22 protein-coding genes, 1 tRNA gene and 2 pseudogenes are annotated in these 23,698 nt (G+C 45.3%); 14 read left to right on the top strand and 11 right to left on the bottom strand.

Going from position 1 to position 23,698, the window contains the following annotated elements:
* Window positions 1-276: 276 nt before the first annotated feature.
* Complete coding sequence (locus ACWYU8_RS15965) at window positions 277-1,809, bottom strand: CYTH and CHAD domain-containing protein (protein ID WP_457520737.1); 1,533 nt, start codon at window positions 1,807-1,809, stop codon at window positions 277-279.
* Window positions 1,810-2,021: 212 nt separating this feature from the next.
* Here ACWYU8_RS15965 and ACWYU8_RS15960 point away from each other — a divergent pair, with 212 nt between their 5' ends.
* The 3 genes from ACWYU8_RS15960 (at window position 2,022) to ACWYU8_RS15950 (ending at window position 4,885) form a co-directional block, all read left to right on the top strand.
* Window positions 2,022-2,702: a TIGR00153 family protein gene (locus tag ACWYU8_RS15960; protein ID WP_457520736.1), complete on the top strand. Its 681-nt coding sequence runs from the start codon at window positions 2,022-2,024 to the stop codon at window positions 2,700-2,702.
* 130 nt (window positions 2,703-2,832) lie between these two features.
* Window positions 2,833-4,092, top strand: coding sequence for an inorganic phosphate transporter (locus ACWYU8_RS15955; protein ID WP_457520735.1), 1,260 nt, complete (start codon window positions 2,833-2,835; stop codon window positions 4,090-4,092).
* Window positions 4,093-4,273: 181 nt separating this feature from the next.
* On the top strand, window positions 4,274-4,885 hold the full coding sequence (locus ACWYU8_RS15950) for a TIGR04211 family SH3 domain-containing protein (protein WP_457520734.1): 612 nt from the start codon (window positions 4,274-4,276) through the stop codon (window positions 4,883-4,885).
* Between the two features lie 100 nt (window positions 4,886-4,985).
* Here the strand turns inward: ACWYU8_RS15950 and ACWYU8_RS15945 are convergent, their stop codons facing one another.
* Together ACWYU8_RS15945 and ACWYU8_RS15940 are read right to left on the bottom strand one after the other, a co-directional pair.
* On the bottom strand, window positions 4,986-5,705 hold the full coding sequence (locus ACWYU8_RS15945) for a general secretion pathway protein GspB (protein WP_457520733.1): 720 nt from the start codon (window positions 5,703-5,705) through the stop codon (window positions 4,986-4,988).
* A complete protein-coding gene (locus ACWYU8_RS15940) occupies window positions 5,705-7,354 on the bottom strand; it encodes an ExeA family protein (RefSeq protein WP_457520732.1) in 1,650 nt (549 codons plus the stop codon). The genes ACWYU8_RS15945 and ACWYU8_RS15940 overlap by 1 nt, the downstream gene beginning before the upstream one ends.
* 137 nt (window positions 7,355-7,491) lie before the next feature.
* On the opposite strand from ACWYU8_RS15940, the gene ACWYU8_RS15935 reads away from it, so the two are divergent.
* Window positions 7,492-8,712: a multifunctional CCA addition/repair protein gene (locus tag ACWYU8_RS15935; RefSeq protein WP_457520731.1), complete on the top strand. Its 1,221-nt coding sequence runs from the start codon at window positions 7,492-7,494 to the stop codon at window positions 8,710-8,712.
* Between the two features lie 216 nt (window positions 8,713-8,928).
* Here ACWYU8_RS15935 and ACWYU8_RS15930 read toward each other — a convergent pair whose 3' ends face one another.
* The 3 genes from ACWYU8_RS15930 to folB are packed head-to-tail and all read right to left on the bottom strand — an operon-like array spanning window position 8,929 to window position 10,586.
* Window positions 8,929-9,732, bottom strand: coding sequence for an undecaprenyl-diphosphate phosphatase (locus ACWYU8_RS15930; protein ID WP_457520730.1), 804 nt, complete (start codon window positions 9,730-9,732; stop codon window positions 8,929-8,931).
* Between the two features lie 15 nt (window positions 9,733-9,747).
* Entirely contained in the window at window positions 9,748-10,230 is a 483-nt protein-coding gene (gene folK, locus ACWYU8_RS15925) for a 2-amino-4-hydroxy-6-hydroxymethyldihydropteridine diphosphokinase (protein WP_457520728.1), read from the bottom strand.
* A complete protein-coding gene (folB, locus tag ACWYU8_RS15920) occupies window positions 10,227-10,586 on the bottom strand; it encodes a bifunctional dihydroneopterin aldolase/7,8-dihydroneopterin epimerase (RefSeq protein WP_182009950.1) in 360 nt (119 codons plus the stop codon). The genes folK and folB overlap by 4 nt, the downstream gene beginning before the upstream one ends.
* 249 nt (window positions 10,587-10,835) lie before the next feature.
* Between folB and plsY the strand changes: the two genes are divergently transcribed.
* The gene (gene plsY / locus ACWYU8_RS15915) at window positions 10,836-11,447 is read left to right on the top strand and encodes a glycerol-3-phosphate 1-O-acyltransferase PlsY (protein WP_457520725.1); all 612 of its coding nucleotides are present in this window, start codon (window positions 10,836-10,838) and stop codon (window positions 11,445-11,447) included.
* Between the two features lie 21 nt (window positions 11,448-11,468).
* On the opposite strand, the gene ACWYU8_RS15910 is transcribed toward plsY, so the two are convergent.
* Together ACWYU8_RS15910 and tsaD are read right to left on the bottom strand one after the other, a co-directional pair.
* Window positions 11,469-12,284 carry an alpha/beta fold hydrolase gene (locus ACWYU8_RS15910; RefSeq protein ID WP_457520723.1) on the bottom strand — a complete coding sequence of 272 codons (816 nt, stop codon included), beginning with the start codon at window positions 12,282-12,284 and terminating at the stop codon, window positions 11,469-11,471.
* 148 nt (window positions 12,285-12,432) lie between these two features.
* Window positions 12,433-13,449, bottom strand: coding sequence for a tRNA (adenosine(37)-N6)-threonylcarbamoyltransferase complex transferase subunit TsaD (gene tsaD, locus ACWYU8_RS15905; protein WP_457520721.1), 1,017 nt, complete (start codon window positions 13,447-13,449; stop codon window positions 12,433-12,435).
* Window positions 13,450-13,678: 229 nt separating this feature from the next.
* Here tsaD and rpsU point away from each other — a divergent pair, with 229 nt between their 5' ends.
* The 8 genes and pseudogenes from rpsU to ACWYU8_RS15865 all read left to right on the top strand — a co-directional run.
* Window positions 13,679-13,894, top strand: a complete 216-nt coding sequence (rpsU, locus tag ACWYU8_RS15900) for a 30S ribosomal protein S21 (RefSeq protein WP_001145625.1) — start codon at window positions 13,679-13,681, stop codon at window positions 13,892-13,894.
* A 29-nt stretch (window positions 13,895-13,923) separates the two neighbouring features.
* Window positions 13,924-14,367 (top strand): GatB/YqeY domain-containing protein, encoded by a 444-nt coding sequence (locus ACWYU8_RS15895; RefSeq protein WP_457520719.1) that lies wholly within the window; start codon window positions 13,924-13,926, stop codon window positions 14,365-14,367.
* 143 nt (window positions 14,368-14,510) lie between these two features.
* On the top strand, window positions 14,511-16,271 hold the full coding sequence (gene dnaG, locus ACWYU8_RS15890) for a DNA primase (protein ID WP_457520718.1): 1,761 nt from the start codon (window positions 14,511-14,513) through the stop codon (window positions 16,269-16,271).
* Window positions 16,272-16,370: 99 nt separating this feature from the next.
* The gene (gene rpoD, locus ACWYU8_RS15885) at window positions 16,371-18,245 is read left to right on the top strand and encodes an RNA polymerase sigma factor RpoD (protein WP_457520716.1); all 1,875 of its coding nucleotides are present in this window, start codon (window positions 16,371-16,373) and stop codon (window positions 18,243-18,245) included.
* Window positions 18,246-18,389: 144 nt separating this feature from the next.
* Window positions 18,390-18,465 (top strand) — tRNA-Ile (locus tag ACWYU8_RS15880).
* 92 nt (window positions 18,466-18,557) lie between these two features.
* A pseudogene (locus tag ACWYU8_RS15875) lies at window positions 18,558-18,787 on the top strand (helix-turn-helix domain-containing protein); the annotation flags it as partial.
* 276 nt (window positions 18,788-19,063) lie between these two features.
* Window positions 19,064-19,549 carry an RDD family protein gene (locus tag ACWYU8_RS15870; RefSeq protein WP_457520714.1) on the top strand — a complete coding sequence of 162 codons (486 nt, stop codon included), beginning with the start codon at window positions 19,064-19,066 and terminating at the stop codon, window positions 19,547-19,549.
* Between the two features lie 45 nt (window positions 19,550-19,594).
* Window positions 19,595-19,894, top strand: a pseudogene (locus ACWYU8_RS15865) (L-asparaginase); the annotation flags it as partial.
* Between the two features lie 122 nt (window positions 19,895-20,016).
* Here the strand turns inward: ACWYU8_RS15865 and ACWYU8_RS15860 are convergent.
* Both ACWYU8_RS15860 and ACWYU8_RS15855 read right to left on the bottom strand, forming a co-directional pair.
* Entirely contained in the window at window positions 20,017-21,147 is a 1,131-nt protein-coding gene (locus ACWYU8_RS15860) for a flagellin (protein WP_457520712.1), read from the bottom strand.
* A gap of 427 nt (window positions 21,148-21,574) precedes the next feature.
* A complete protein-coding gene (locus ACWYU8_RS15855) occupies window positions 21,575-21,961 on the bottom strand; it encodes a DUF2799 domain-containing protein (protein ID WP_457520710.1) in 387 nt (128 codons plus the stop codon).
* Window positions 21,962-22,163: 202 nt separating this feature from the next.
* Here ACWYU8_RS15855 and ACWYU8_RS15850 point away from each other — a divergent pair, with 202 nt between their 5' ends.
* Window positions 22,164-22,967, top strand: coding sequence for a MetQ/NlpA family ABC transporter substrate-binding protein (locus tag ACWYU8_RS15850; protein WP_457520708.1), 804 nt, complete (start codon window positions 22,164-22,166; stop codon window positions 22,965-22,967).
* 143 nt (window positions 22,968-23,110) lie between these two features.
* On the opposite strand, the gene ACWYU8_RS15845 is transcribed toward ACWYU8_RS15850, so the two are convergent.
* Window positions 23,111-23,401 (bottom strand): D-fructose-6-phosphate amidotransferase, encoded by a 291-nt coding sequence (locus ACWYU8_RS15845; RefSeq protein ID WP_457520707.1) that lies wholly within the window; start codon window positions 23,399-23,401, stop codon window positions 23,111-23,113.
* Window positions 23,402-23,698: the final 297 nt, after the last annotated feature.

Here is a 23,698-nt window from a genome sequence, read left to right as displayed (position 1 = left end):
CGACTAACGCTTTCCTTTTGCGCATTCGTTGCAACATCTGGCCTGTTATTTTTCGCAAGCAAGCGCGAAACCTATTAAGTACTTATCGGTCTGGAGTTGATTATCTATAGTACTTTTCTTCTGCACTCATCATTGATTTGATCCAAGCCACAGTTCGGCGGGATCTTTGTGAACGAAGCTGGAGCAATTGAGGAATTAAAAGCAGCAGGGACAGAAAGCAAAATAGGACCCACAGGTCCTATTTTGTATTCATCTACGCTTAAACCGTTACGTCGATTATTCGTGCCAGTATGGCTGAACCTCAACGCTGATTGCGCGGGTTTGATCCATCGCATGCAGAATAGAGCGCTCTTGACGATGCAACCAACGTTCTAGCTGCTCTTTTTCATCTTCTTGCAGCATGTCCACCAGCGGTAATAGATGATTCAGCATCAACAGATCGTCGATACCATGAACCAGATCGGCCCACGGAAGGCGGAAACTATTGCGCTCGTCGCTATTATAGAGGCTCGCAAACCCGATTCCGGTGTAGAGGTTGCGTAGTAAGCGGTAGCGCTGGTCAACATAATCCTGCGCAGACAAGTCACGTTCTGCCGGGAATGCTTCCATCAATTCAGCCCAGGTGCGATCCAACTGAGTCACAGAAAATGGCAGGATGTTGCTCGCCATTTTTTCACGTGCTTTTTCATCAAGAAATGGCTGCCACCCTCGGGCAAGGATCCAACGACTAAGGTCAAGCAGTAAACCGGTATAGCGCGCAGAGCTAAGCAGCTCTAACACTTCTTCACGGCTCGGTAGCTCTTGCAGTTGTTGCGTTAATTCGGACACCAGGAACTTGCGGGCATCAAGCTTACGCAGCACATTGCCTTTATCATCAAGCAGTTCTTCCAGATGAGCATGCTCGTCCAACCAAACCAACTCTTCTTCCAGCCATTTCAGTTCCTGACGCAGAATCGCACTGGCTCGACGAGGTACAACATCACCAAAGATAGTGAGTGTCTGACGGATAAAGCGGATCGCATTGTTGATTTCGCGCAGAGCTTCAACGCATTCGCGTTCGGCATAAATTTGCTCATGGTAATGCCAGTGTGACAGCGCATGTTCTAACGAATGAATCAGACAGTATTCAACCGTGTCTGAGCTGCTGCTCTTTACCAGCGCAAGTGGTTTGACTTCGTCCCCGGTATAGCCTGTCGCTAATCGGTACCCTTTCGCGGCTTTGCTCAGATTCCCCAGACGCATTCCACCATTTTCACAAAAACTGCGTGCCAGAGTGAATAGCGCGTCCGTTTGACCAGATTTTAGTTCCAGTTCCACTTCGCAAATTGGCTCGTTCCTCTCTTGTCCGTCTTCACCTTTGGCTACGACCATTCCCTGATCAAAGGCAACTTCAATCTGGCTGCCATCTGGCATACTAATTAGCCACTGCTCGCGAGTGAAGTTAGTCGAAAAAAGCGGAGTCAGTTCGGATTGTAGCGTCTCGACATCTTTACCGGCAGGCCAGATATCAGAAGGGTGGAGAGTGAGCTCAGGCTCATTGCCCGTGTGCTCAGCATTGTATTCTGGTCTTTGGTGCAAACCTGCAACGACGCGTCCTGCGGTTTTCACTGTTTGGACAAAAACATCATCAAAACGGCGAATTCTTAAACCAATGTCATGTTGTCTTAACCAATTATCGGCAGTATCAAAGTAGGTGTTACCCAAGTCACGACAACTATGCTGAAGTACTTTTGTCTCAGAAATCTTTCCCTTTAAAGTTTCTGAAAATTCAGGAGAAACAAAAAACTTCAGTTCTATTTCGGTTTCCATAGCTATACCTTTCAAAGCAGATAGAAACAGGATATTGTGTATTTTCTTACACGGCAAGAAAGAAATATCGTCCGATTGATGATCTAAAACAGTTTTAATGAGCGATTGAATGCGTTAACATGCGCGCCTTTATAGCCATCGCTCAACATTTCGCCAAGCATCTAGAAATGGTGTATGTTTTTTTAAGGTTATAGTTATTAGGTTGAATGACCATGCCAGTGAATACAATTATGGGGTTATTTGCAAAGTCCCCAATTAAGCCTTTGCAACGCCACGTTGTGTGCGTCAACGAATGTTGTTCACACTTGGTGAAATTCTTTGAAGTCTCTTCAAAGGGTGACTGGGAAAAAGCGGCAGAGATCCGTGCTCAAATTTCTCATCTTGAGAAAGAAGCAGATGTACTGAAACGTGAAATCCGTCTAAAACTGCCTCGCGGTTTGTTCATGCCAGTAGACCGTACTGACATGCTTGAGCTTCTGACTCAACAGGACAAACTTGCTAATCTGGCAAAAGACATTGCTGGCCGTGTATATGGTCGTCGCCTTGTCATTCCTGAGGCTCTCCAGCCAAACTTCCTCGCTTACGTTCAACGTTGCCTTGATGCGGCTAATCAGGCGCAAAAGGTAATCAATGAACTTGATGAATTACTAGAAACTGGCTTCAAAGGCCGTGAAGTGACACTCGTTGCTGAAATGATTCATCAGTTAGACGTTATCGAAGATGATACCGATGCAATGCAGATTGAACTTCGCCAAAAACTGATGGCAATTGAATCTGACATGAACCCTATCGATGTCATGTTCTTATATAAGATTCTTGAATGGGTAGGTGGTATTGCCGACCAGGCGCAGCGCGTAGGTGCTCGTTTGGAAGTCATGCTGTCTCGATCTTAAAACATAAGTTAACTACATAACGAAGAACCGAATACACACGTGTCATAAGGACGATGACTCTTTGCATCGTCTTTTGATTTGGCGCGCGTAAAATTTTGTTCCGCTTGTTATAAAACAACTAGGTATTACGATGGATATCCTTGCGAACTACGGCACTGTCCTGATTATTGTTGCGGCGATTTTTGGTTTCATGATGGCAATTGGTATTGGCGCGAATGACGTAGCTAATGCGATGGGCACATCAGTAGGCTCAAAAGCGCTAACCGTGAAACAAGCTATCATCATTGCGATGATCTTCGAATTTGCAGGGGCATACCTTGCAGGCGGTGAAGTAACCGACACTATCCGTAAAGGTGTTATCGAAACATCTCTATTTGCTCACCAACCAGACGTTCTTGTCTTCGGTATGATGTCAGCTCTGCTGGCAGCTGGCACATGGCTGCTGCTTGCTTCATACATGGGCTGGCCAGTATCAACCACTCACTCAATCATCGGTGCTATCATCGGTTTCGCGTGTGTCTCTGTCGGCACGGAAGCGGTTGACTGGAGCAGTGTTCAAGGGATTGTTGGTAGCTGGATCATTACTCCGGTTATCTCAGGCTTCTTTGCTTACGTTATCTTTGTCAGCGCTCAGCGACTGATTTTCGATACTGAAAAACCACTGCTCAACGCAAAACGCTTTGTACCTGTGTACATGTTCATCACAACAATGGTGATTGCGCTTGTAACGATCAAAAAAGGTCTTAAGCACGTTGGTCTTCACCTAAGCAATGGTGAAGCCTGGATGTGGGCGGCAGTAGTATCAGCACTAGTCATGGCTGGCGGTTACTTCTACATTCAGAAGAAATTTGCGAACCGTGAAGATGATCATAGTTTCTCAGGTGTAGAAGGCATCTTCAGCGTACTTATGGTTATCACGGCTTGTGCGATGGCATTCGCACACGGCTCAAACGACGTAGCAAACGCGATTGGTCCACTTTCTGCAGTTGTATCCACTGTAGAGCACATGGGTGAAATCACGTCGAAAAGCGCGATTGCATGGTGGATTCTTCCATTAGGCGGTATCGGTATCGTTGTTGGTCTTGCAACTCTGGGCCACAAAGTAATGGCAACAGTGGGTACTGGTATCACTGAACTAACACCAAGCCGTGGTTTTGCAGCTCAGCTAGCAACGGCATGTACCGTGGTTCTGGCATCTGGTACAGGTCTGCCAATTTCAACCACGCAAACACTGGTAGGTGCAGTTCTGGGTGTAGGTTTTGCTCGCGGTATTGCAGCACTAAACCTAGGTGTGGTACGTAACATCGTCGCTTCGTGGATTGTTACTCTACCTGCTGGTGCTCTATTGGCTGTGGTATTCTTCTACGCCATTCAAGCGATGTTTTCTTAACTAAGACATCCGTCAATAGAATGTAAGCGCTTTGTCATTATTGACCCAAACGCACAGAAAGGGAGGCTTTGCCTCCCTTCTTTGTTGCACCGAGGTTTGAAACTGCATACTATTCGTCTACTTCCGGCTCCAATAATTCGGTGCCAACGCTGTATCCAAGAAAATCGTTAAGGGATTTACTGTGAAAAAACTAATCATCACGGTTTTGTTTACTTTGCTAGCAGCGCCATCGGCCCTAGCTGCAAACCGTTATATTTCTGATGACCTATTCACTTTTATGCACTCAGGTCCAAACAACACCTACCGAATCATCGGAAGCATTAACGCCGGCTCTGAAATACAACTATTAAGTGCCAATAAAGATACTGGCTATACACAAGTTCGTGACTCTCGTGGCCGTACTGGTTGGGTACAAAGTAAGTTTGTCACTAATCAGGAGAGTATGGCTATTCGCCTGCCACGTATCGAAAAAGAGCTTGCTGAAGTCAAAGAACAACTGGCAAACGCTCGTCAAACGTCAGATACCGAGAAAGCAGGACTAGTGACCTCACTAGAGACTCGTAACCAACAAATCTCTGATCTTGAGAACAAGTACTCTGAAATCAGCGATCAGTTGACCTCGATTGAAACAGAAAACCGTGAACTACGCGCTAAGCTTGATACGCAAAAAGACGACATGCTGCTTAAGTACTTTACTTATGGTGGTGGTGTGGCTGGTTTAGGTCTGCTATTTGGTTTGGTTCTTCCTCACCTTATTCCGCGTAAAAAGCGTTCTCCTGCTGGCTGGGCATAATCGCTCACCCAAGCATACATACTAAACAAGTATCGAGACGAAAAAGGCCACATTTTGTGGCCTTTTGCTTATCTCAGGCTAGATAGCCACTACCTACCCACTACCCATTCCACTCATACAAGGCAGGAATACGGATCTGCTCACCTTGGAACTCGACTATCACGGATTGTGGCTGAATCTCTTTCAACGTCACCTGACCTTCCACCAAGTCACCTTGATGATATTCAACGTTATTAATTTTCACCCAACGACGCTGAGTATCACTGGCGTACATATGCGTCTGTAAGTTAAGAGCAGGAAGACGCCCTTGCCATTGCTGCTCATTCGTCTCTAAATCATTTATTGGTAACGCGTACTGAGAGGTTGCACTGCCACGACCCGATAAAGCATTCTCAACTTTTTGCGCTAACTCTGGTGACAAAGATGACAAGTCAATATCATCCAGAGACAAGTCCATATCTTCTTCGCTGTTTTGATAAGTCTGGCTGTCGCTTTGCACAACAGATGATTCCGATCTTTGAGCGTTGCTTGCATAGTCCTGAGCAGGTAAATACGTCCCTATATCGGTCGATAACTCAGCCCCAGGCCATTCTCGTGGTAACTGCGCCAATTGTGAGATTTCCGGGTAGTCTAATACCTCAAATGGCTGCACAACCGACTCGTTGACCACTTCACGCACTGGTAGTGGAGCTTGTGATGCTTGTGGTGTTGGCATCGCAGCCTGAGAGTCCGGAACGAGCATCTCCATATACCAGGCAACACCGATGGCAGAAACGCCAATAGGCAAAAGTAACAGGCTGACATGTTTCGCAATAGACATTACGCGTCCTCCTTATCTATGCTTGCCAATGTCGGCGCGTTAGGTTGTACATTTTGTTGCAATCGCTCCAGAGTGCGTTGACCGGCAATACCGTCTACTCCAATACCTTGCCAACGTTGGAAGAGTTCCACACGCTCTTTCATCTCTGCATCAAAAACCGAGGTGCCTAGCGGTATTTCACTGACCGCTTCCGCGAGCAACTGATCTAACACTTCAATTGCAGGCCCTTCCATATCTAAACGCAGGGTATGGTTTAGCGGCGCTTCCCACAGTTCAATGATATTACCTTGCCACATTGGTTTTAACCAAGATAGCGGCAAACGCAGGCGCTGCTTACCATTGAGTACTTCCACTTTATCATTTCCGACCGCGTATAAAATCACATAGCCGACGTCGCCCTGGTAGTTCAGCTCTAATACGACAGGCCGATTTTGCTTTATCAACATCGGCCAGGTTGCCATTTTACGCTCACAAATCATGGTGGACTGAGCCTCTGACAAACAAAGGTTATCTCGAACCGAAGCTCGATAGCCCCACAATTTATACAGGTCGTTCACTGCAAGATTGGATTGCTTTTGAGACAGCAATAGCTCACGTTGCTCATTACTTAGCTGATTGCTCACGACGATTTGCTTTACAGGTTCAGGAGCTCTAAGAGTACTGCTAGCAACGGTTTCTTCCACAAGCACAGAGATAGGTTTCTCCGGCATATGATTAATTGCCGCCCAGCCAACTCCGCACGCAGCCACCACCCCGATAACAGCAGTACCCCAGGCAGGCCAGATAAACTGGCGACGGGCAGGCACATGACGCGGTTTATGATCTTGCTGATAAATATCGGCCTGAAACTGCATGACCTCTTCACAGGCACGCAAAACTATCTGTTTGTCGACTACGGCACTGCCCTGGTGATAACTCATGTTCAGCGCTTTGTCACAGATGAGGTTAATCAGGCGGGGAATGCCGTGGCTGTACTTAGCGATCGTTTTAGCAGAGCTGCGATTGAACAGCTGTTGATCACCACCAGCAGTGTGCAAACGAAACGCGATATAATCTGCCGTTTCATTTTCATCCAAAGGTAACAGGTGATAACGGCCGGTAATGCGCTGCGCTAGCTGACGCAACTGGGTGGTTTGTAGTAACCGCTGTAATTCAGGCTGCCCCACTAAGAGCACTTTGAGCAGCTTTCTGGTCTCTGTTTCTAAATTGGTCAGCAAACGCAGTTGTTCTAAAACATCCGCAGAAAGATGTTGTGCTTCATCAATAACCAGTAACGTCTGCCAACCTGCATTATTGTTGTGTAACAGGTATTGATGGATGACTTGGTTTAGCTGTTTGAGCGTCGCATCTGGCGGATAGATGATTTTAAACTCATCACAAATCGCTTCGAGTAAATCTCGAGTCGAAAACGTCGGATTGAGGATCAATCCAGCCTTTGTCGTTTCATCCAAGTTTGCCAGCATGGCCTTAGCCACTGTGGTTTTGCCGGTACCAACTTCACCTGTCAGCATGGCAAATCCGCCGCCATCCCCCAGCCCAGCCTTTAGGTGTGTGATCGCCTCTTTATGGCGTTGGCTCAGATACAGATAACGAGAGTTCGGAACAATCGAAAATGGTTGCTCAACAAACCCAAAAAAGTCCTTATACATAGGATCTCCAGCTAAAAAACCCGCCCACTTTGAAACTGCCCCTAATAAACATAGATGCATCTGATGATGGGAGTAAAGAAAAGTACCATTGCTTGCTACAATGTCCAACGACATATCCGTAAATTAAGAGGTAGTGCGTGCAAGTTTATTTAGTAGGTGGGGCAGTCCGGGATAAGTTGCTCGGCATTGAGAGCTATGACAATGACTGGGTGGTGGTTGGTGCCACGCCTGAAATGATGCTTGCCAAAGGTTACACGGCCGTAGGAAAAGACTTCCCTGTGTTTCTTCACCCTCGTAGCAAAGAGGAACACGCGCTTGCACGAACGGAGAGAAAATCAGGTTCCGGGTACACAGGCTTTGAGTGCTTCTTTGATCAAAACGTGACGTTAGAAGAAGATTTGATTCGTCGCGATTTGACCATTAACGCCATGGCAATGGATGACCAAGGCAACTTATACGATCCTTACGATGGCCAGAAGGATCTTAATGACCGTGTTCTCCGCCACGTGTCTGATGCGTTTATCGAAGATCCACTTCGGGTTCTGCGCGTAGCACGCTTTGCAGCCAAGCTCGCGCCATTGGGTTTCACCATCGCGAAAGAAACCAAGCAACTGATGCGCGATATGTCTGCATCCGGGGAACTCGACACACTGACACCGGCTCGCGTCTGGCAGGAATGGCATAAATCGCTCTCCTCAGCGCGTCCCGATGTTTTTCTTGCCGTGCTGCGCGATTGCGGTGCGTTAGCGGTTGTCCTGCCAGAAATTGATGCGCTGTTTGGTGTTCCTCAACCTGAGAAGTGGCATCCGGAGATCGATACGGGTATTCACACCTTAATGGTGGCGGAGCAAGCGGCGAAACTCAGTAATTCCCTGCCCGTACGCTTCGCCGCACAAGTGCATGATCTCGGCAAAGGGGTAACGCCAAAAGGTGAATGGCCAAGCCACAAGATGCACTGTCATACAGGTTTAAAGCTGATAAAAAAACTGTGTGAGCGTGTCCGTGTGCCGAATGAGTTTCGCGATTTAGCCTTAATGGTCTGCGAGCAACATTCCAATATTCATCGTGCTGCAGAGTTAAAACCGCAAACGATCATCAAAGTGCTCAATAAGTTTGATGTGTGGCGGAAAGCCGATCGCTTACAGGATATTCTGCTTTGCTGTCAGGCGGATCATGCCGGCCGAAAAGGATTGGAACAGAAGCCTTATCCTCAAGCGGAGATTTTTACCCGAGCATACCAGGCCGCAGCTGCCGTCGATGTTCAGGCAATCATTAAAGACGGCTTCAAAGGTCCTGATATTCGCGATGAACAGGAAAAACGTCGGATTGAAGCAGTAAGACGGGCTTTACATAAGTGATTAATTAACCGAATTGTGTTCATGCCAGGTCATTCCAGCGAGCCTGAGCGAGACTAGGAATCTAATATCAGCGCGCTGGGACGTGTTAGGCATTGCCTAAGCCACAAAAGACTCGGAGTGAAGATTCTGAATCACGCTCCTTCGTCGCTGTTCAGAATGACGTGGTGGTTTAGGCATGCAGCTTGCGGTTACGCAAGCTGCAAATCAGGCGTTTTGTTAGGCACTAAGCAAGAAAGCAAAGAGACCCACACCCAGAATGAGACGATAGATAACGAATGGCGTCATGCCCATACGTGAAATCATCTTCAGGAAGAAGTGGATACAAATGTAGGCACTCACAAATGACGTCACGATACCCGTCAGCAGAAATCCAACATGAACTGGCTCGCCACTGGTCACCAGCTTCATGCCAAGGTAGCTACCGGCAAGAGCGATGATTGGAATCGACATCAGAAATGAAAAACGCGCTGCGGCTTCACGGGTAAAACCAAGGTAAAGCGCTGCAGTAATCGTCGCACCAGAGCGTGAGGTGCCCGGGATCATCGCCAACGCTTGAGCAATACCAATAAATAGTGCTTTCTTCCAACCCGTTTGGTATTCGTCTGCTACCTGTTGCGCGTGTTTATCCACCCACCAGAGCAGTAAACCAAACACAATTGTCGTCGTTGCGATCACGTATGCACTACGCAGATACACCTCGATGATGTCTTTCATCAGTAGCCCAAACACACAAGCCGGAATCGTAGCCAGAACGATCATCCACGCCAGTTTCGCTTCTTTACCACGATCACCTTTGAAGATAGAGGCAAACAACGCCCTAAATAACGTGATCACTTCATAGCGAAAATAAATCACGACGGCCATCAGGGTTCCGACGTGAACGGCGACATCAAATGCAAGACCTTGATCTTCCCAACCAAGAATAGCGGAAGGCAGGATCAAGTGCGCGGAGCTGGAAATAGGCAAAAACTCCGTCAGACCCTGAATCAGAGCCAAGATAAAGGCTTCAAAATAACTCATGTAAACAACTCAAATTTAAAGTGAAAAAGAAACAGGCTTGAGAGAATCAACCGGTTGCATCGCGTTCCAAATATCTGCGACGGTACGTCCATCACCAGGAATAACCAATTGTGGTTCGAGATCATACAAAGGCTTTGTGACAAAGGGATATTTGTAGATATCACTACGAGGTAACTCTGGTTTTTGCTTCGAGATGCACTCACCGAACAACACTATATCGAGATCCAGTGTTCGATCCTGATACTTTTGTGCATTTTCTTCACGCCCCCACTTAAACTCAATCTCACGAAGGCGATAACTCATCTCTTCTAATGACAAAGAGGTGCGCAAAGCAATGACAAAGTTGTAGAAATTCTGGCTGCTGAACCCAATCGGTTCGCATTCGTATATCGGTGATACAAGCAGATCTTCTCCAAGCTGTTGCAGCTCTTTATAAGCAACCATGGCGTGCTGCTCTCTGTCTATATTTGTACCAACACCGATATAAGCGGTGATCATGCCTGACCTCGCTCTATCACAACACCAACGGCACGTGCTTGAGCAACGGCACCCGGTTTTGCCAAACGAATTTTCACCCAAGGAACAGAGAAACGCTGCATGATCAGCTCTGCGACTTCTTCTGCTACACGCTCAACCAATAAAAAACGACCGTTTTCAATATGGTTCAGCACGGCTTCGCTGACTTGCGAGTAATCCAACGCATCTTGAACATCATCACTTTTTCCAGCTGGTTTATTATCGTGGGCCATTTCAATATCAAGCACCAGCTTCTGTTTGATTTGCTGTTCCCAGTCGTAGACGCCAATCGTGGTGATTACTTCTAATTGTTCAATAAACACTTTATCCAGAGCCATCTTGTGTCCTTCTATTCCAGAGGTCGGATACCCGTTAAGGGTAATTTGATCGTAATATTCTATACCTAAGTAACCTTTGGCAGTTCCTCGAAGGTTGCTTAGGTATAAAAATTTCAAAACACCTTTATATACAGGAACTCACATAATGCAAGCTCCTTCGTAGAGAGTATTTCTGCTGGAAGCAGATTCAAGCTATGATACCAACTACGCAGGAACTGAGCATTAAATTCCAATCCCTCAAGGACTTCTATGGACGCACTGGCACTGATAATGACAATGGCCGCTTATTTACTGGGTTCTATATCCAGTGCGGTTTTAATTTGTCGTCTGTTGAAATTGCCAGACCCTAGGAAAGTCGGATCGAATAATCCTGGCGCAACCAACGTATTACGTATTGGTGGTAAAGGCGCAGCTCTATCCGTTTTGTTGTGTGACATGCTTAAAGGCACCATTCCTGTCTGGGGAGGCTACTTTCTCGATATTGATCCTATCATCCTCGGCGTAATTGCCATCGCTGCCTGTCTAGGCCATATGTACCCTATCTTCTTCCATTTCAAAGGAGGCAAAGGGGTCGCAACGGCATTAGGTGCAATTGCTCCGATTGGACTTGATCTCACTGCATTAGTCATGCTGACCTGGTTATCGGTGGCGGTCATATTCCGCTACTCTTCTCTTGCAGCACTGGTGACTGTCTTATTAACGCCTTTTTATACCTGGATGTTCAAACCACAATACACACTGCCTGTTGCGATGCTGTGCTGTCTGATTGTGTTTAAACATCATCAGAACATTCGTCGTTTGTTATCTGGCGAAGAACCCAAAATTGGCCAAAAGAAACTGACAGAAAAAAACTCGGCGTAACACCGAGTTTTTGAAGTGACTTTAAGCGTGAACTTTATTTAAGAAGTTCAGGAGCATCTGATTGACAAACTCTGGCTGCTCCAGTGAACTGATGTGGCCCGCTTCTGGGATCTCCACTAACTCACTGCCCGTGATACAGTCATTCATCAAATAAGATTCGAATACCGGACGAGGCTTATCTTCACGCCCTACTGCGATTAGCGTTGGTAATGCAAACTTCTCCGAATCTTCAATCACATCACGTCGACCAAAGACCATTCGGCCTATTCGCGCCACTTCAACCGCGCGCTCGCCCTTCAAAGACTGTAACTCTTGTTTGAATGAATCAATCAACTGCGGGTTTACTTGTTCAACATTGTTAGCAAAGAACAGTGGCGCAACCGCTTCAACAATAGGCTCAGGTACGGCTTGAACTTGATTGATGGTATCAAGCATCGCAAAGTACTTCTTGTGTGTTACTTCTGGCTCCCAGCCAATAAAAGTATCCATCAGAACCAGAGACTTAACACGCTGTGGCGCTTGAGCAGTCAGCTCTGCTCCCCACATACCACCGACAGACAGCCCAACAATAGAAAACTGCTCTATTCCCAGATGATCCATCAACGCCAACATATGCTGTGCGTAATCGACCAAAGATCGCGTTGAGGCCGGAGCTGCATCTGATTCTCCGTGTGCCCATAAATCTGGCACGATACAACGATAAAACTGGCTCAGTGCTTCAACTTGGGGTGCCCACATTTGGTTATCCCACAGGTAGCTGTGACCAAATAGCAATACTGGTCCTTCACCTTTATCCAGATAAGCCAATTGCTGACCTTCAATTTCAAATTTATGCATTGCAATATCCATTACTTCTTTTTCTATCCGCGGTTATCCATGAGTCATGGCATCTGAGATTGTTGCTTTGTGCGCACTCTCGCGGTTGATGTGCTGCTACCAAAATAAAGGCCTCTATAAATAGAGGCCCTGTATAGGCTCCATCGACTTACACGATTGGCGTCAGTTGATCGATAGGCCAGCGCGGACGCGCTTCTACCGACATGTCAGAGACTTCCCCGTTTTTCAAACGTTGCATGCCTGCGTAAGCGATCATTGCGCCGTTGTCAGTACAAAACTCGGTACGTGGGTAGTACACTTCACCGCCAACTTTCTTCGCCAGTTTTTCCAGCTCCGCTCGCAGGCGACGGTTTGCACTAACACCACCAGCAATCACGATACGTTTCATACCAGTCTGGTCCAGTGCACGCTTACACTTAATCGCCAACGTCGCACATACAGCCTCTTCGAACGCAAGTGCGATATCAGCGCGAGTCTGCTCATCATCACCGTTTGCCGCAATGGTATTCGCAGTGAACGTTTTAAGACCAGAGAAACTCATATCAAGTCCCGGACGGTCTGTCATCGGACGTGGGAACTTAAAACGGCCTGGTGTACCTTTTTCTGCCAGCTTCGACAGTAGTGGCCCACCAGGATAATCCAATCCCATTAGCTTCGCCGTTTTATCAAAGGCTTCACCTGCAGCATCATCAATCGACTCGCCAAGAATCTTGTACTCACCAATTCCTTTCACTTCCACCATCATCGAGTGTCCGCCCGATACCAGTACCGCTACAAATGGGAACGGAGGCGGATTATCTTCCAGCATAGGAGCAAGTAAGTGGCCTTCCATATGGTGAACCGGTACCGCTGGCACGCCCCACGCGTAAGCAATACTGCGGCCAATGGTTGCACCAACTAACAAGGCGCCCACTAGACCAGGTCCCGCAGTGTATGCTACACCGTCAATGTCTTTGGAAGTAAGATTCGCTTCTTTTAGCGCCTCTTTGATAAGAGGAATGGTTTTCTTCACATGATCTCGTGAAGCCAACTCAGGCACCACGCCACCGTAATCCGCGTGAAGTTTTACTTGGCTGTAAAGCTTGTGTGACAACAGGCCGTTTTCATCGTCATAAATCGCGATGCCAGTCTCGTCACAAGAGGTTTCAATACCAATAATGCGCATGGTTTTCTCAGTATGCTTTCTGTATAGAGGAAATTTAGGCGTAATATTACCTCGCCTTGGTGCTGCAAACAAATTTTGTACAGACAATAGTCGATAAAAGGCTTTACAAAGCTGTTGTGATCGGATTAAAATTCCGCACCATTTTTGATCAGCTGGTAAGAGACCAAACATTTGTGATTTGGCCTGTTGAATGCCAGCATTAACGAATAACCCCTGAGGTGAAAGGCATATGCCAGTAGTTAAAGTACGTGAAAACGAACCGTTCGACGTTGCTCTACGTCGTTTTAAGCGCTCTTGCGAAAAAGCAGGTATCCTTTCTGAAGTGCGTCGTCGTGAGCACTACGAAAAACCAACTACAGTTCGCAAACGCGCTAAAGCAGCAGCTCAAAAGCGTCACGCTAAGAAGCTAGCTCGCGAAAACGCTCGTCGCGTTCGCCTGTACTAATAACTAAGCTCCCTAAAAGGAAATTAGTTATGGCTCTGATTGAACAACTCAAAGAAGAGCAAAAATTAGCGATGAAAGCCAAGGACAAATTGCGCCTTGGTACTATTCGTTTAGCCCTATCAGCAATTAAGCAACGTGAAGTTGACGAACAGATCACTCTGAACGACGACGATATCATTGCAGTATTGACTAAAATGGTTAAACAGCGTCGCGACTCTGTTACGCAGTTCGAAGCAGCGGGTCGTCAAGATCTTGCTGACGCGGAGCAAGCAGAAATTACGGTTCTTGAGGATTTTATGCCTCAACCACTGACCGACGAAGAAGTTGCAACTCTTATTGAGAATGCAATTGTTGAGTCTGGTGCAGCTGGCATGCAAGACATGGGCAAAGTAATGGGCGTTCTGAAACCGCAAATTCAAGGGCGTACAGATATGGGTAAAGTGAGCGGTTTAGTTCGCGCTAAATTGGCTTAATACCCAACCCAATTGCAGCAAGCCGTGCTATCCTTTGGAACGCACGGCTTGTTTGTATCTGAATGAAGCAACTCAAAGTCGCACGCAAACTTTCTCAGTAACTCATTCACACCAATCATGATTTTTCTTTTTTGTTAGGTTTTATGGCTGGACACATCCCTCGCAGTTTTATCGATGACCTTCTAGCTCGGCTTGATATTGTCGATATCGTCGACGCACGCGTGAAACTTAAGAAAAAAGGCAAAAACTACGGCGCTTGTTGCCCATTCCACAACGAAAAAACGCCTTCATTTAGCGTTAGCCAAGAAAAACAGTTTTATCACTGTTTTGGTTGTGGTGCGCATGGGAACGCCATCGACTTCATCATGGAGTTTGAACGTCTGGACTTTGTGGAAGCCATTGAAGAGCTTGCCTCGTATTTAGGTCTGGACGTTCCACGTGAACAGCGCAGTGGCGGTGGTCAATCTAAATCAGGCCCACAAGCCAGCAGCAGCGAAAAGCGTAATCTTTACGATTTGATGGGCAGTATCGCTCAGTTCTATCGTAATCAGCTCAAGCTGCCAGCAAGTAAAGTTGCTATTGAGTATCTTAAAGACCGTGGCTTATCTGGCGAAATCGTGCAGAAATTTGGCATCGGTTACGTTGCTGACGAATGGGACTTAGTCCGTAAGAACTTCGGCCAGAATCAAGATGCCCTAAACAAGCTCCTAAAAACAGGAATGCTCATCGAAAATGAGAGGGGGCATCACTATGACCGTTTTCGTGGTCGTATCATGTTCCCGATCCGTGACCGTCGTGGCCGAGTGATTGGTTTTGGTGGCCGCGTGCTAGGCGATGGCACACCGAAATATCTAAACTCTCCAGAAGTGGAAGGTGGAATATTTCATAAAGGTAAAGAGCTTTACGGCCTTTATGAAGTTTTACAATCCCACCGAAGACCACAACAAATCCTTGTGGTTGAAGGCTATATGGACGTGGTCGCGCTGGCACAATACGGAATTGACTATTCTGTGGCTTCACTTGGTACATCAACTACTGGTGAACATCTACAACGTCTCTTCCGGCAAACTAATACTGTTGTGTGTTGCTACGATGGAGACCGAGCAGGTAAAGAAGCAGCATGGCGAGCTCTGGAAAATGCACTAAGTTATCTAAAAAGTGGAAACATACTAAAATTTTTATTTCTTCCAGATGGCGAAGATCCTGACAGCTTTGTTAGAAAAAATGGCACAGAAGCTTTTGAGGAACTAGTAAAAAATGCAGAGCCATTATCCAACTATCTATTTGATAATTTGATACTAATTAACAACATCAACCTCGGAAATGCAGAAGGGAAATCAATACTAAAAAACCTTTCTGGTGAATTGATTAATAAAATTCCAGACCGTGACTTTCAACATGAGCTAGATGAAAAACTAGACAAACTTACGGGGTTCATGGGGCACCGTATACAACGTAAAAAAGTAAACGAAACTCGACCTCAACCGCACAAAGAGATCAAACGGACTCCAATGCGTGAGGTTATTGCTCTACTTATTCAAAATCCGAGCTATGCTCAAATGGTACCGGATCTTTCCGCAGTAAGAGATTTGTCAATACCAGGCCTTAGTTTATTTGTCGATGTCCTTGAAAAATGCCTGGCGCATCCCCATATCAACACAGGCCAATTATTAGAACACTGGCGCAATAGCCAGAATGAGGCGCTTCTGTCTCGTCTTGCGAGCTGGGATATTCCACTCGATGAAGACAATCAAGAAGAGATATTTTTAGACTCGCTGGACAAAATTATCGCCCAGTGCGTAGAAAAGCAAATTGAAAACCTGCAGGCCAAAGCAAGAAGCGTCGGTTTATCAGCCGAAGAGAAAAGGGAGCTGCTAGCACTTATGCTAGATTTAAAAGCGTAACCCTGTTTAATTAGTCAGCATCAATTTAATTTGTTATAGTAAGTGGTTTGCATTTCGCATACTGATTCCTTCACCAGATTACGAAGTTGGATACCGTCTATGGATCAAAATCCGCAGTCACAGCTAAAGTCACTTGTTATTAAAGGCAAGGAACAAGGCTATCTGACCTACGCCGAAGTAAATGACCACCTACCTGCTGAAATCGTAGATTCAGAACAGGTAGAAGACATCATTCAGATGATCAATGACATGGGCATTAAGGTAGTAGAAACTGCTCCTGATGCTGATGATTTAGCACTAAATGATGACACAAATATTACCGATGAAGATGCTGCCGAAGCCGCAGCAGCTGCACTTTCTAGCGTAGAAAGTGAAATTGGTCGTACAACAGACCCAGTACGCATGTACATGCGTGAAATGGGCACCGTGGAGCTATTGACCCGCGAAGGCGAAATCGACATCGCAAAACGTATTGAAGAAGGTATTAACCAAGTTCAATCATCTGTTGCTGAATACCCGGGTACGATTCCATACATTCTTGAGCAATTTGACAAAGTTCAAGCAGAAGAACTTCGCCTTACTGACATCATCTCTGGATTTGTTGATCCAAACGCTGATGACACTGCAGCTCCGACAGCTACCCATATCGGCTCAGAACTTTCTGAAGCTGAGTTGGAAGATGAAGACAATGAAGACGTAGATGACGACGAGGACGATGACGAAGATAGCGACGACGATTCAGAAGATACTGAAGAAGATGTTGGTATCGACCCAGAGTTAGCTCTCGAAAAATTCAATGAACTGCGCAACACATACCAAAATCTACAGTTAGCAATTAACGAGCATGGTTTCGAAAGCCAGAAAGCCGCAGCCGCTAACGAGTTGATGTTGAATGTGTTCCAAGAGTTCCGTCTGACACCAAAACAGTTTGATCACCTAGTGAATGAACTGCGCACAGCAATGGATCGCGTTCGTACTCAAGAGCGTTTGATCATGAAGTCTGTGGTTGAATACGGCAAAATGCCGAAGAAATCATTCATTGCGCTGTTCACTGGCAATGAATCCAGTGATGCTTGGTTAGATGGAATTCTAGCCTCTGATAAGCCATACGCTGAGAAAATCAAACGCAACGAAGAAGAAATCCGTCGTTCAATCACGAAACTAAAAATGATTGAAGAAGAGACTTCTCTGAGCGTACAAAGTGTTAAAGACATCAGCCGTCGCATGTCTATCGGTGAAGCGAAAGCTCGTCGTGCGAAGAAAGAGATGGTTGAAGCGAACTTACGTCTGGTAATTTCTATCGCGAAGAAATACACCAACCGTGGCCTACAGTTCCTGGATTTGATTCAGGAAGGTAACATCGGCTTGATGAAAGCGGTAGACAAGTTCGAATACCGTCGTGGCTACAAGTTCTCGACTTATGCAACGTGGTGGATCCGTCAGGCAATCACTCGTTCAATCGCGGACCAGGCACGTACGATTCGTATTCCGGTACACATGATCGAAACGATCAACAAACTAAACCGTATTTCTCGCCAGATGTTGCAAGAGATGGGTCGTGAACCGCTACCGGAAGAGCTGGCAGAACGCATGCAGATGCCAGAAGACAAGATTCGTAAAGTGCTGAAAATTGCTAAAGAGCCAATCTCTATGGAGACACCAATCGGTGACGACGAAGATTCGCATCTAGGCGATTTCATTGAAGATACGACGCTAGAACTCCCGCTAGACTCTGCGACAGCGACAAGCCTAAAAGTAGCGACTAAAGACGTTCTTGCAGGTCTAACACCACGTGAAGCAAAAGTACTTCGCATGCGCTTTGGTATCGACATGAACACTGACCACACTCTAGAAGAAGTAGGTAAGCAGTTCGACGTTACTCGTGAACGTATCCGTCAGATCGAAGCAAAAGCACTACGTAAACTTCGTCATCCAAGCCGCTCAGAAACACTGCGCAGCTTCCTAGACGAATAAACGAAGCTTCAAAAAAAACAAAAAAGGTGACTCTAGGTCACCTTTTTTATTATCAACTGTGCTAAGTGGATAAAAACTAAGCGCAATTAGCGGTGTTGGCATCTAGACACCTCACAACGCTTCCCCTATAATCTTTGACCTATCGGCCCCTTAGCTCAGTGGTTAGAGCAGTCGACTCATAATCGATTGGTCCCCAGTTCAAGTCTGGGAGGGGCCACCAAATTCTAGAAGGTTAGTAAGCGTAGTGTTTACTAACCTTTTTTTGTACCTGACGATTTTGGGTCAGGTATGGGTCAGGCCAACCCCAATAAAGACTGGCGTATTGATGATCTCGCTTCAAAGCCAATTTATCTCGTAGGACAGTCATGAAGGTTGAAAAAGGCGATACAAGTGTCACCTTTGCCAATGTACTCATCCTCATGGGTATCTTAGGGCTCTCGTTACGCCTTATCGACTTAAACCTATTTGTTCGTCCACATAGCCAAATAACCTCCCAAGATGAAAACAGCGAGAGAAGCAATGAGGACGGTTGGTATGAGTAAGTTACAGCAGTTCAGAAAATAGATGATGTTGAGCGTGAACACATAGAATTATGCGTATCACTCATCCAGACAGAGTGTGAACATTTGCTGGAACAAGCCGACAGTGTGCCAGAAATGAGCGAGCTTCTTTCACCTTAACGCATCGCTCTAATCAGTTAAGATCCCATAAAATTTGCATATGACTCGCAAATTCAATTTCCTGCTTAATTTCTCCATTTCTCGACTGTTCTTCTGGTGTCATATTGAGGAACTTCAAGAGCATAGAGAAATGTATTTATGAACGATAATACTCCCGCAAAAATGTGCGATATTTATGAGTACTCAGGTTTTTGGCCTAGAGTTGGAGCTAGTTTAATCGATGGGCTACTTATATGTATTCTCACCTACCCAATACTAATATCAGTCTATGGCTGGGCATATTTTGAAACAGATAAAATTATTGTAGGTGCTACGGATTTTATTCTTAGTTGGGTTTTCCCATTAGTAGCAACAATATTACTTTGGACTTATAAACAGGCAACACCTGGAAAAATGGCGATATCAGCTAAAATTGTCGATGCCGATACTGGTGGTAAGCCTACGCTCCAACAATACATAATTCGCTATCTCGGGTATATCGTTGCCATGATTCCATTGTGTTTAGGCCTATTTTGGGTTGCATGGGATAAACGTAAACAAGGTTGGCACGACAAACTTGCAAATACTGTCGTCATTAGTAATAAAAACACCGTTAGTGAAGTTAGATTTGCTGGCAAGGATTAGACTAATTGTGAAGTAAACCTAGGACCGGATACATACTGTTACCAAGACATGACAACTAAGCAAATTGGCGCTCTGATTGAATCAGGATCAGAAGGTATTGTTATTGCGGGTAGTGGTAATGGCTCAACTCCTGAAGCGGTCAAGGAGAAAGTAAAAGCGCTGAAAGAGAAAGGATACCCAGTTGTGCTATCGACTCGAACAGGCGGCGGTTTTGTAACCCATAAAGTTCACGCTATTGGCTCTGGCCTGTTAAACCCGCAGAAGGCAATAATATTGTTAATGCTTGCACTTACAGAAACTAAAGATGTGAATAAGATTGAAAAAATCTTTGGTACAGAAGCTTAAATACCCGGTATATGTGGTGAATCCGTGCGAGATTTCGATTAATCCAATGCCTCGGAGTTAGCCGGATTAGAAAAGAGCAAGGTGTATGAACTGATTCATACACCTTATCTGTATCTTTAGCGTTAACTCATCAAATTTAAAGCCGCATTTGGAATCATCCTGGCTTGAGATAGCATCGATGATGATGATTGTTGAAGAATCTGCGCCCGGGTCATTTTTGTTGTTTCTTTCGCGTAATCAGTATCGAATCGTTTCCCTTTCGATCCGCTGATGTTTTCCTGCATATTGACTAAGTTAGAAAGCGTACGATCAAATCGATTCTGCAGCGCCCCCATATCAGCACAATGACCATCCACGTAGCTCAAAGCGGAGTCAATGACAGCAATAGCTTCTTGAGCACCTCCGATGCTCGTCACATCAATGGTCTCTAGACTCGCTTGACGGCGGTTACCAAAGTTCAACTCATTAGCCAGATTCCCTGAAAAAGAAATGTCACCTTCAGTGACAGCAGAATCAACAAACATTTGCAGTTCGCCGCTACCGGATACTGATGCGGTCATATACTCTTGCTGACCATTGATATACGTTGCGAGTTCTTCAATATCATCCCCTTTCTTGGCTTCGATATTGATGCTTATCCCATTCCCTGCTCTATCGACAAAATCAATGCCGAGTTGGTTGCTGTCATCCCCAACAATCCAGGATCCATCTTTGGCTTCATTTGCAATAAATATCATTCCGCCCATTGATAGAGAATTTGAGCGCATATCCTTCAGTTCCAAGAGTACCGTTTCATTGTTTGAACCGACTTGAAATGCCTTCTGACCATACGATCCATCTAGTAATCTAATTCCTGCGTAGTTAGTCGAGCTCGCTATACTATGAAACTCTTGTTTTAAAGATTGGATATTCTTCTGAATCGCTTGCCTGTCACTTTTTGAATTTGCTCCATTAGCCGCTTGTAAAGACTGGGCTCTCATATCCTGGAGAATATTAGACATTTCTCGCATAGATCCTTCAGCCGTCTGTACTATTGCGACGCCATCACCGACATTTTTGACAGCAACATCCAGGCCACTACTTTGTGCATTCAATCGATTCGCAATTTGTAGCCCCGCCGCATCATCTTTAGCACTACTTATATTTTTTCCCGAAGAAAGTTTGGCTATTGAAGAATTAAAATCATTAGAAGCGTCAGCAATGTGGCGTCGTGCTACTAACGCTGCTGTGTTGTTGTGTAGGCTCAATGTCACGCATAGCCCTCCTTCCATTATTACCGATAAAATTATGGAACTAAAATCTCATTTTTATTGTCGGCAATAACCACCAATACTTTAAAAGTTTTTGCATAATAGTTTTTATACTTCAACCAAAAACCATTCATTATTTTAATATTATTGATCTTTATAAAATATTCGACCAGTCAGCTAGTCATACAACCAAATGATGAGTTTTCACTGGAGGGTTCGCGGGGATGAGGGGAAAGATAGCGTAAAGCATGTGGTCAGAGTAAACCTTGCCGCCAGATAGATTATGCCGCAATTCAAAGCTTCGGAAGTACGCCAAATACTAAAGGCGTAGCGAATTCTCACCTCCTACGCCTTTTTGCTGTTCACAAGTGTGGTTCAGTTGCAAATCCAACAATAGTGAGCTTCAGACTCACAGGTCAGAAACTGCCGCCTAATCGCTATATTCAAATAACATCGCTTCCATCGCTAATGAATCAGAATACGCTGCCTGCCATTTTTCGACCGCTAAATCTTCAAACTCTGTGTTAGCACATTGTCCACGATAGCGAATGCCATAACTACCCTGTTCGTACGCGCTGTCTGGTGAACAATAGCTAGATATTCCAGTTACATAGCCTTTCTTATATTGCTGGAGCTCCTCTTCTCCTAAATCACTTAACGTTACGAGTTCAACTCTTGCTCGCTGGTAGTTGCCTTGCTGACCATCAATCAAACCAACGCTGTACCATTCACCAGATTGCGCCAACATAGATTGTTCTGAAACAGATGAGCATCCGATTAGGATGTAGCTCATTAAAATTAAGAGTGGTAATTTCACTGTAACCTCCCTGTACCAACCATCAATGATATGTTTCGTACGACCCAAATTGAGTATAGAACATGGTGTAGAACCGGGAACGAAGACTTAGAAACTTATGTTGATGCAACGGAATGCAAACACTGTGATCAAAATATTGACGCGACTTATAATCGTGCTAGATTAGCCATATAGACGTCCAAAAAACATGAATGGAGTTATTATGGAAAGTTTTCGTCACCTCAAAAAACTGTATCTTGTCGTTTTAGCAGCGTTTAGCTTAACGGCATGCGGGCAAAAAGAAGATTCAGTCATCAAAGTTGGCGCAACGGTTGGCCCTCATGCGCAAGTTGCAGAGGCTGTCGCCAAAGAAGCAGCGAAACAAGGACTAAAAGTAGAAGTGGTCGAATTCTCTGATTACGTGACTCCAAACGCAGCTTTAAGCGATGGAAGTATCGATATCAACAGCTATCAGCACCAGCCATTTTTAGACAATTTCAACAACAGCCATAACTCTCACTTGGTTTCTATCGGCAAATCTATCCTGATGCGCATGGGCATTTACTCGAACAAGTATCGCTCTCTCGAGGAGCTGCCTGACCATGCTCGTATTGCGATACCTAACGATCCAACCAATGGTGGTCGAGGCCTTCTCCTTCTTGCCGACGCTGGCTTAATTGAGTTAAAACAGGGCATTGGACATAAAGCAGCATTAACAGATATCACTGCTAATCCCAAATCGTTGCAGATCGTTGAGGTGGATGCCGCTCAACTGCCAAGAACACTGGACGATGTGGATGCTGCAGCTATTACGATGAATTACGTCATGTCTTCCGGTCTTGATCCGAAGAAACAGAGTATCTATCTGGAATCTAAAGAAGCGCCTCTAGCCGTTATGGTTATCGCGACCCGCGAAGCGGATAAAAACAAAGAAGAGTACAAAAAGTTTGTTTCTATCTATCAGTCTCAGGCGATTCGCGACTACTTAGACGAAGCATTTAAGGGAACGATTGAGCCAGCGTTCTAACGCTTAGCCTAATAACTCCCGCTAGAAAATCACTACTTCGCCACTTTTATTCATTGATTGACCCGAAAGATTTTAAAAAGGCTCGTGGATATATCCATGAGCCTTTGTTGTTTAGATAAGTCAGAATGACCACGTGGAATAAACTACGCCTGACCAGCACTTTGTTGGCGTTCCGCTTCCATTCTCATCTCAAGATATTGCTGGGTCGCCAAAACTAAATCAGGGCGATTGATCAATTTCCAAAGAAAGAATGGAGGAATAAGAAAAGCAATAAAATAGAATGATTCACTAAAAAATATCGCTGCGATAGAACTCTGATGCTCAAAAAATGCCGTCAGTGCGAATAGATCCAGCATGATGCCCAACACGCCAAAAACGACACAGATCACAATGGCTAATCCCAATAGCTCTCTAATGAAGTATTTAAAGGCCATGATACTAATTCCTTCTAGTAGTATGTCAGACCAAAATACTCCTCTCACTGCACTCTTAGCTTGATTAAGGTCAATTTCGATTAACACAGATAAGAACTTAGTTTTATAAAAACTGACTGCTACTAAATATTGCGGCTATAAGAGCAATATGGGGCCCTATCCGTCTCACAAGCTAGATTAAGTTCACATTTACTTCGTTTTCTTAACACAAATGACAAGATTAACTCCGCCATTACTCTTAAATGACATTCTTCTCTTTTTTAATACTAACCTTTGTATCAAATAGTAGAACAAACA

It is taken from the genome of Vibrio limimangrovi, assembly GCF_054064025.1.
This window is presented reverse-complemented; position numbering and strand designations above follow the sequence as displayed.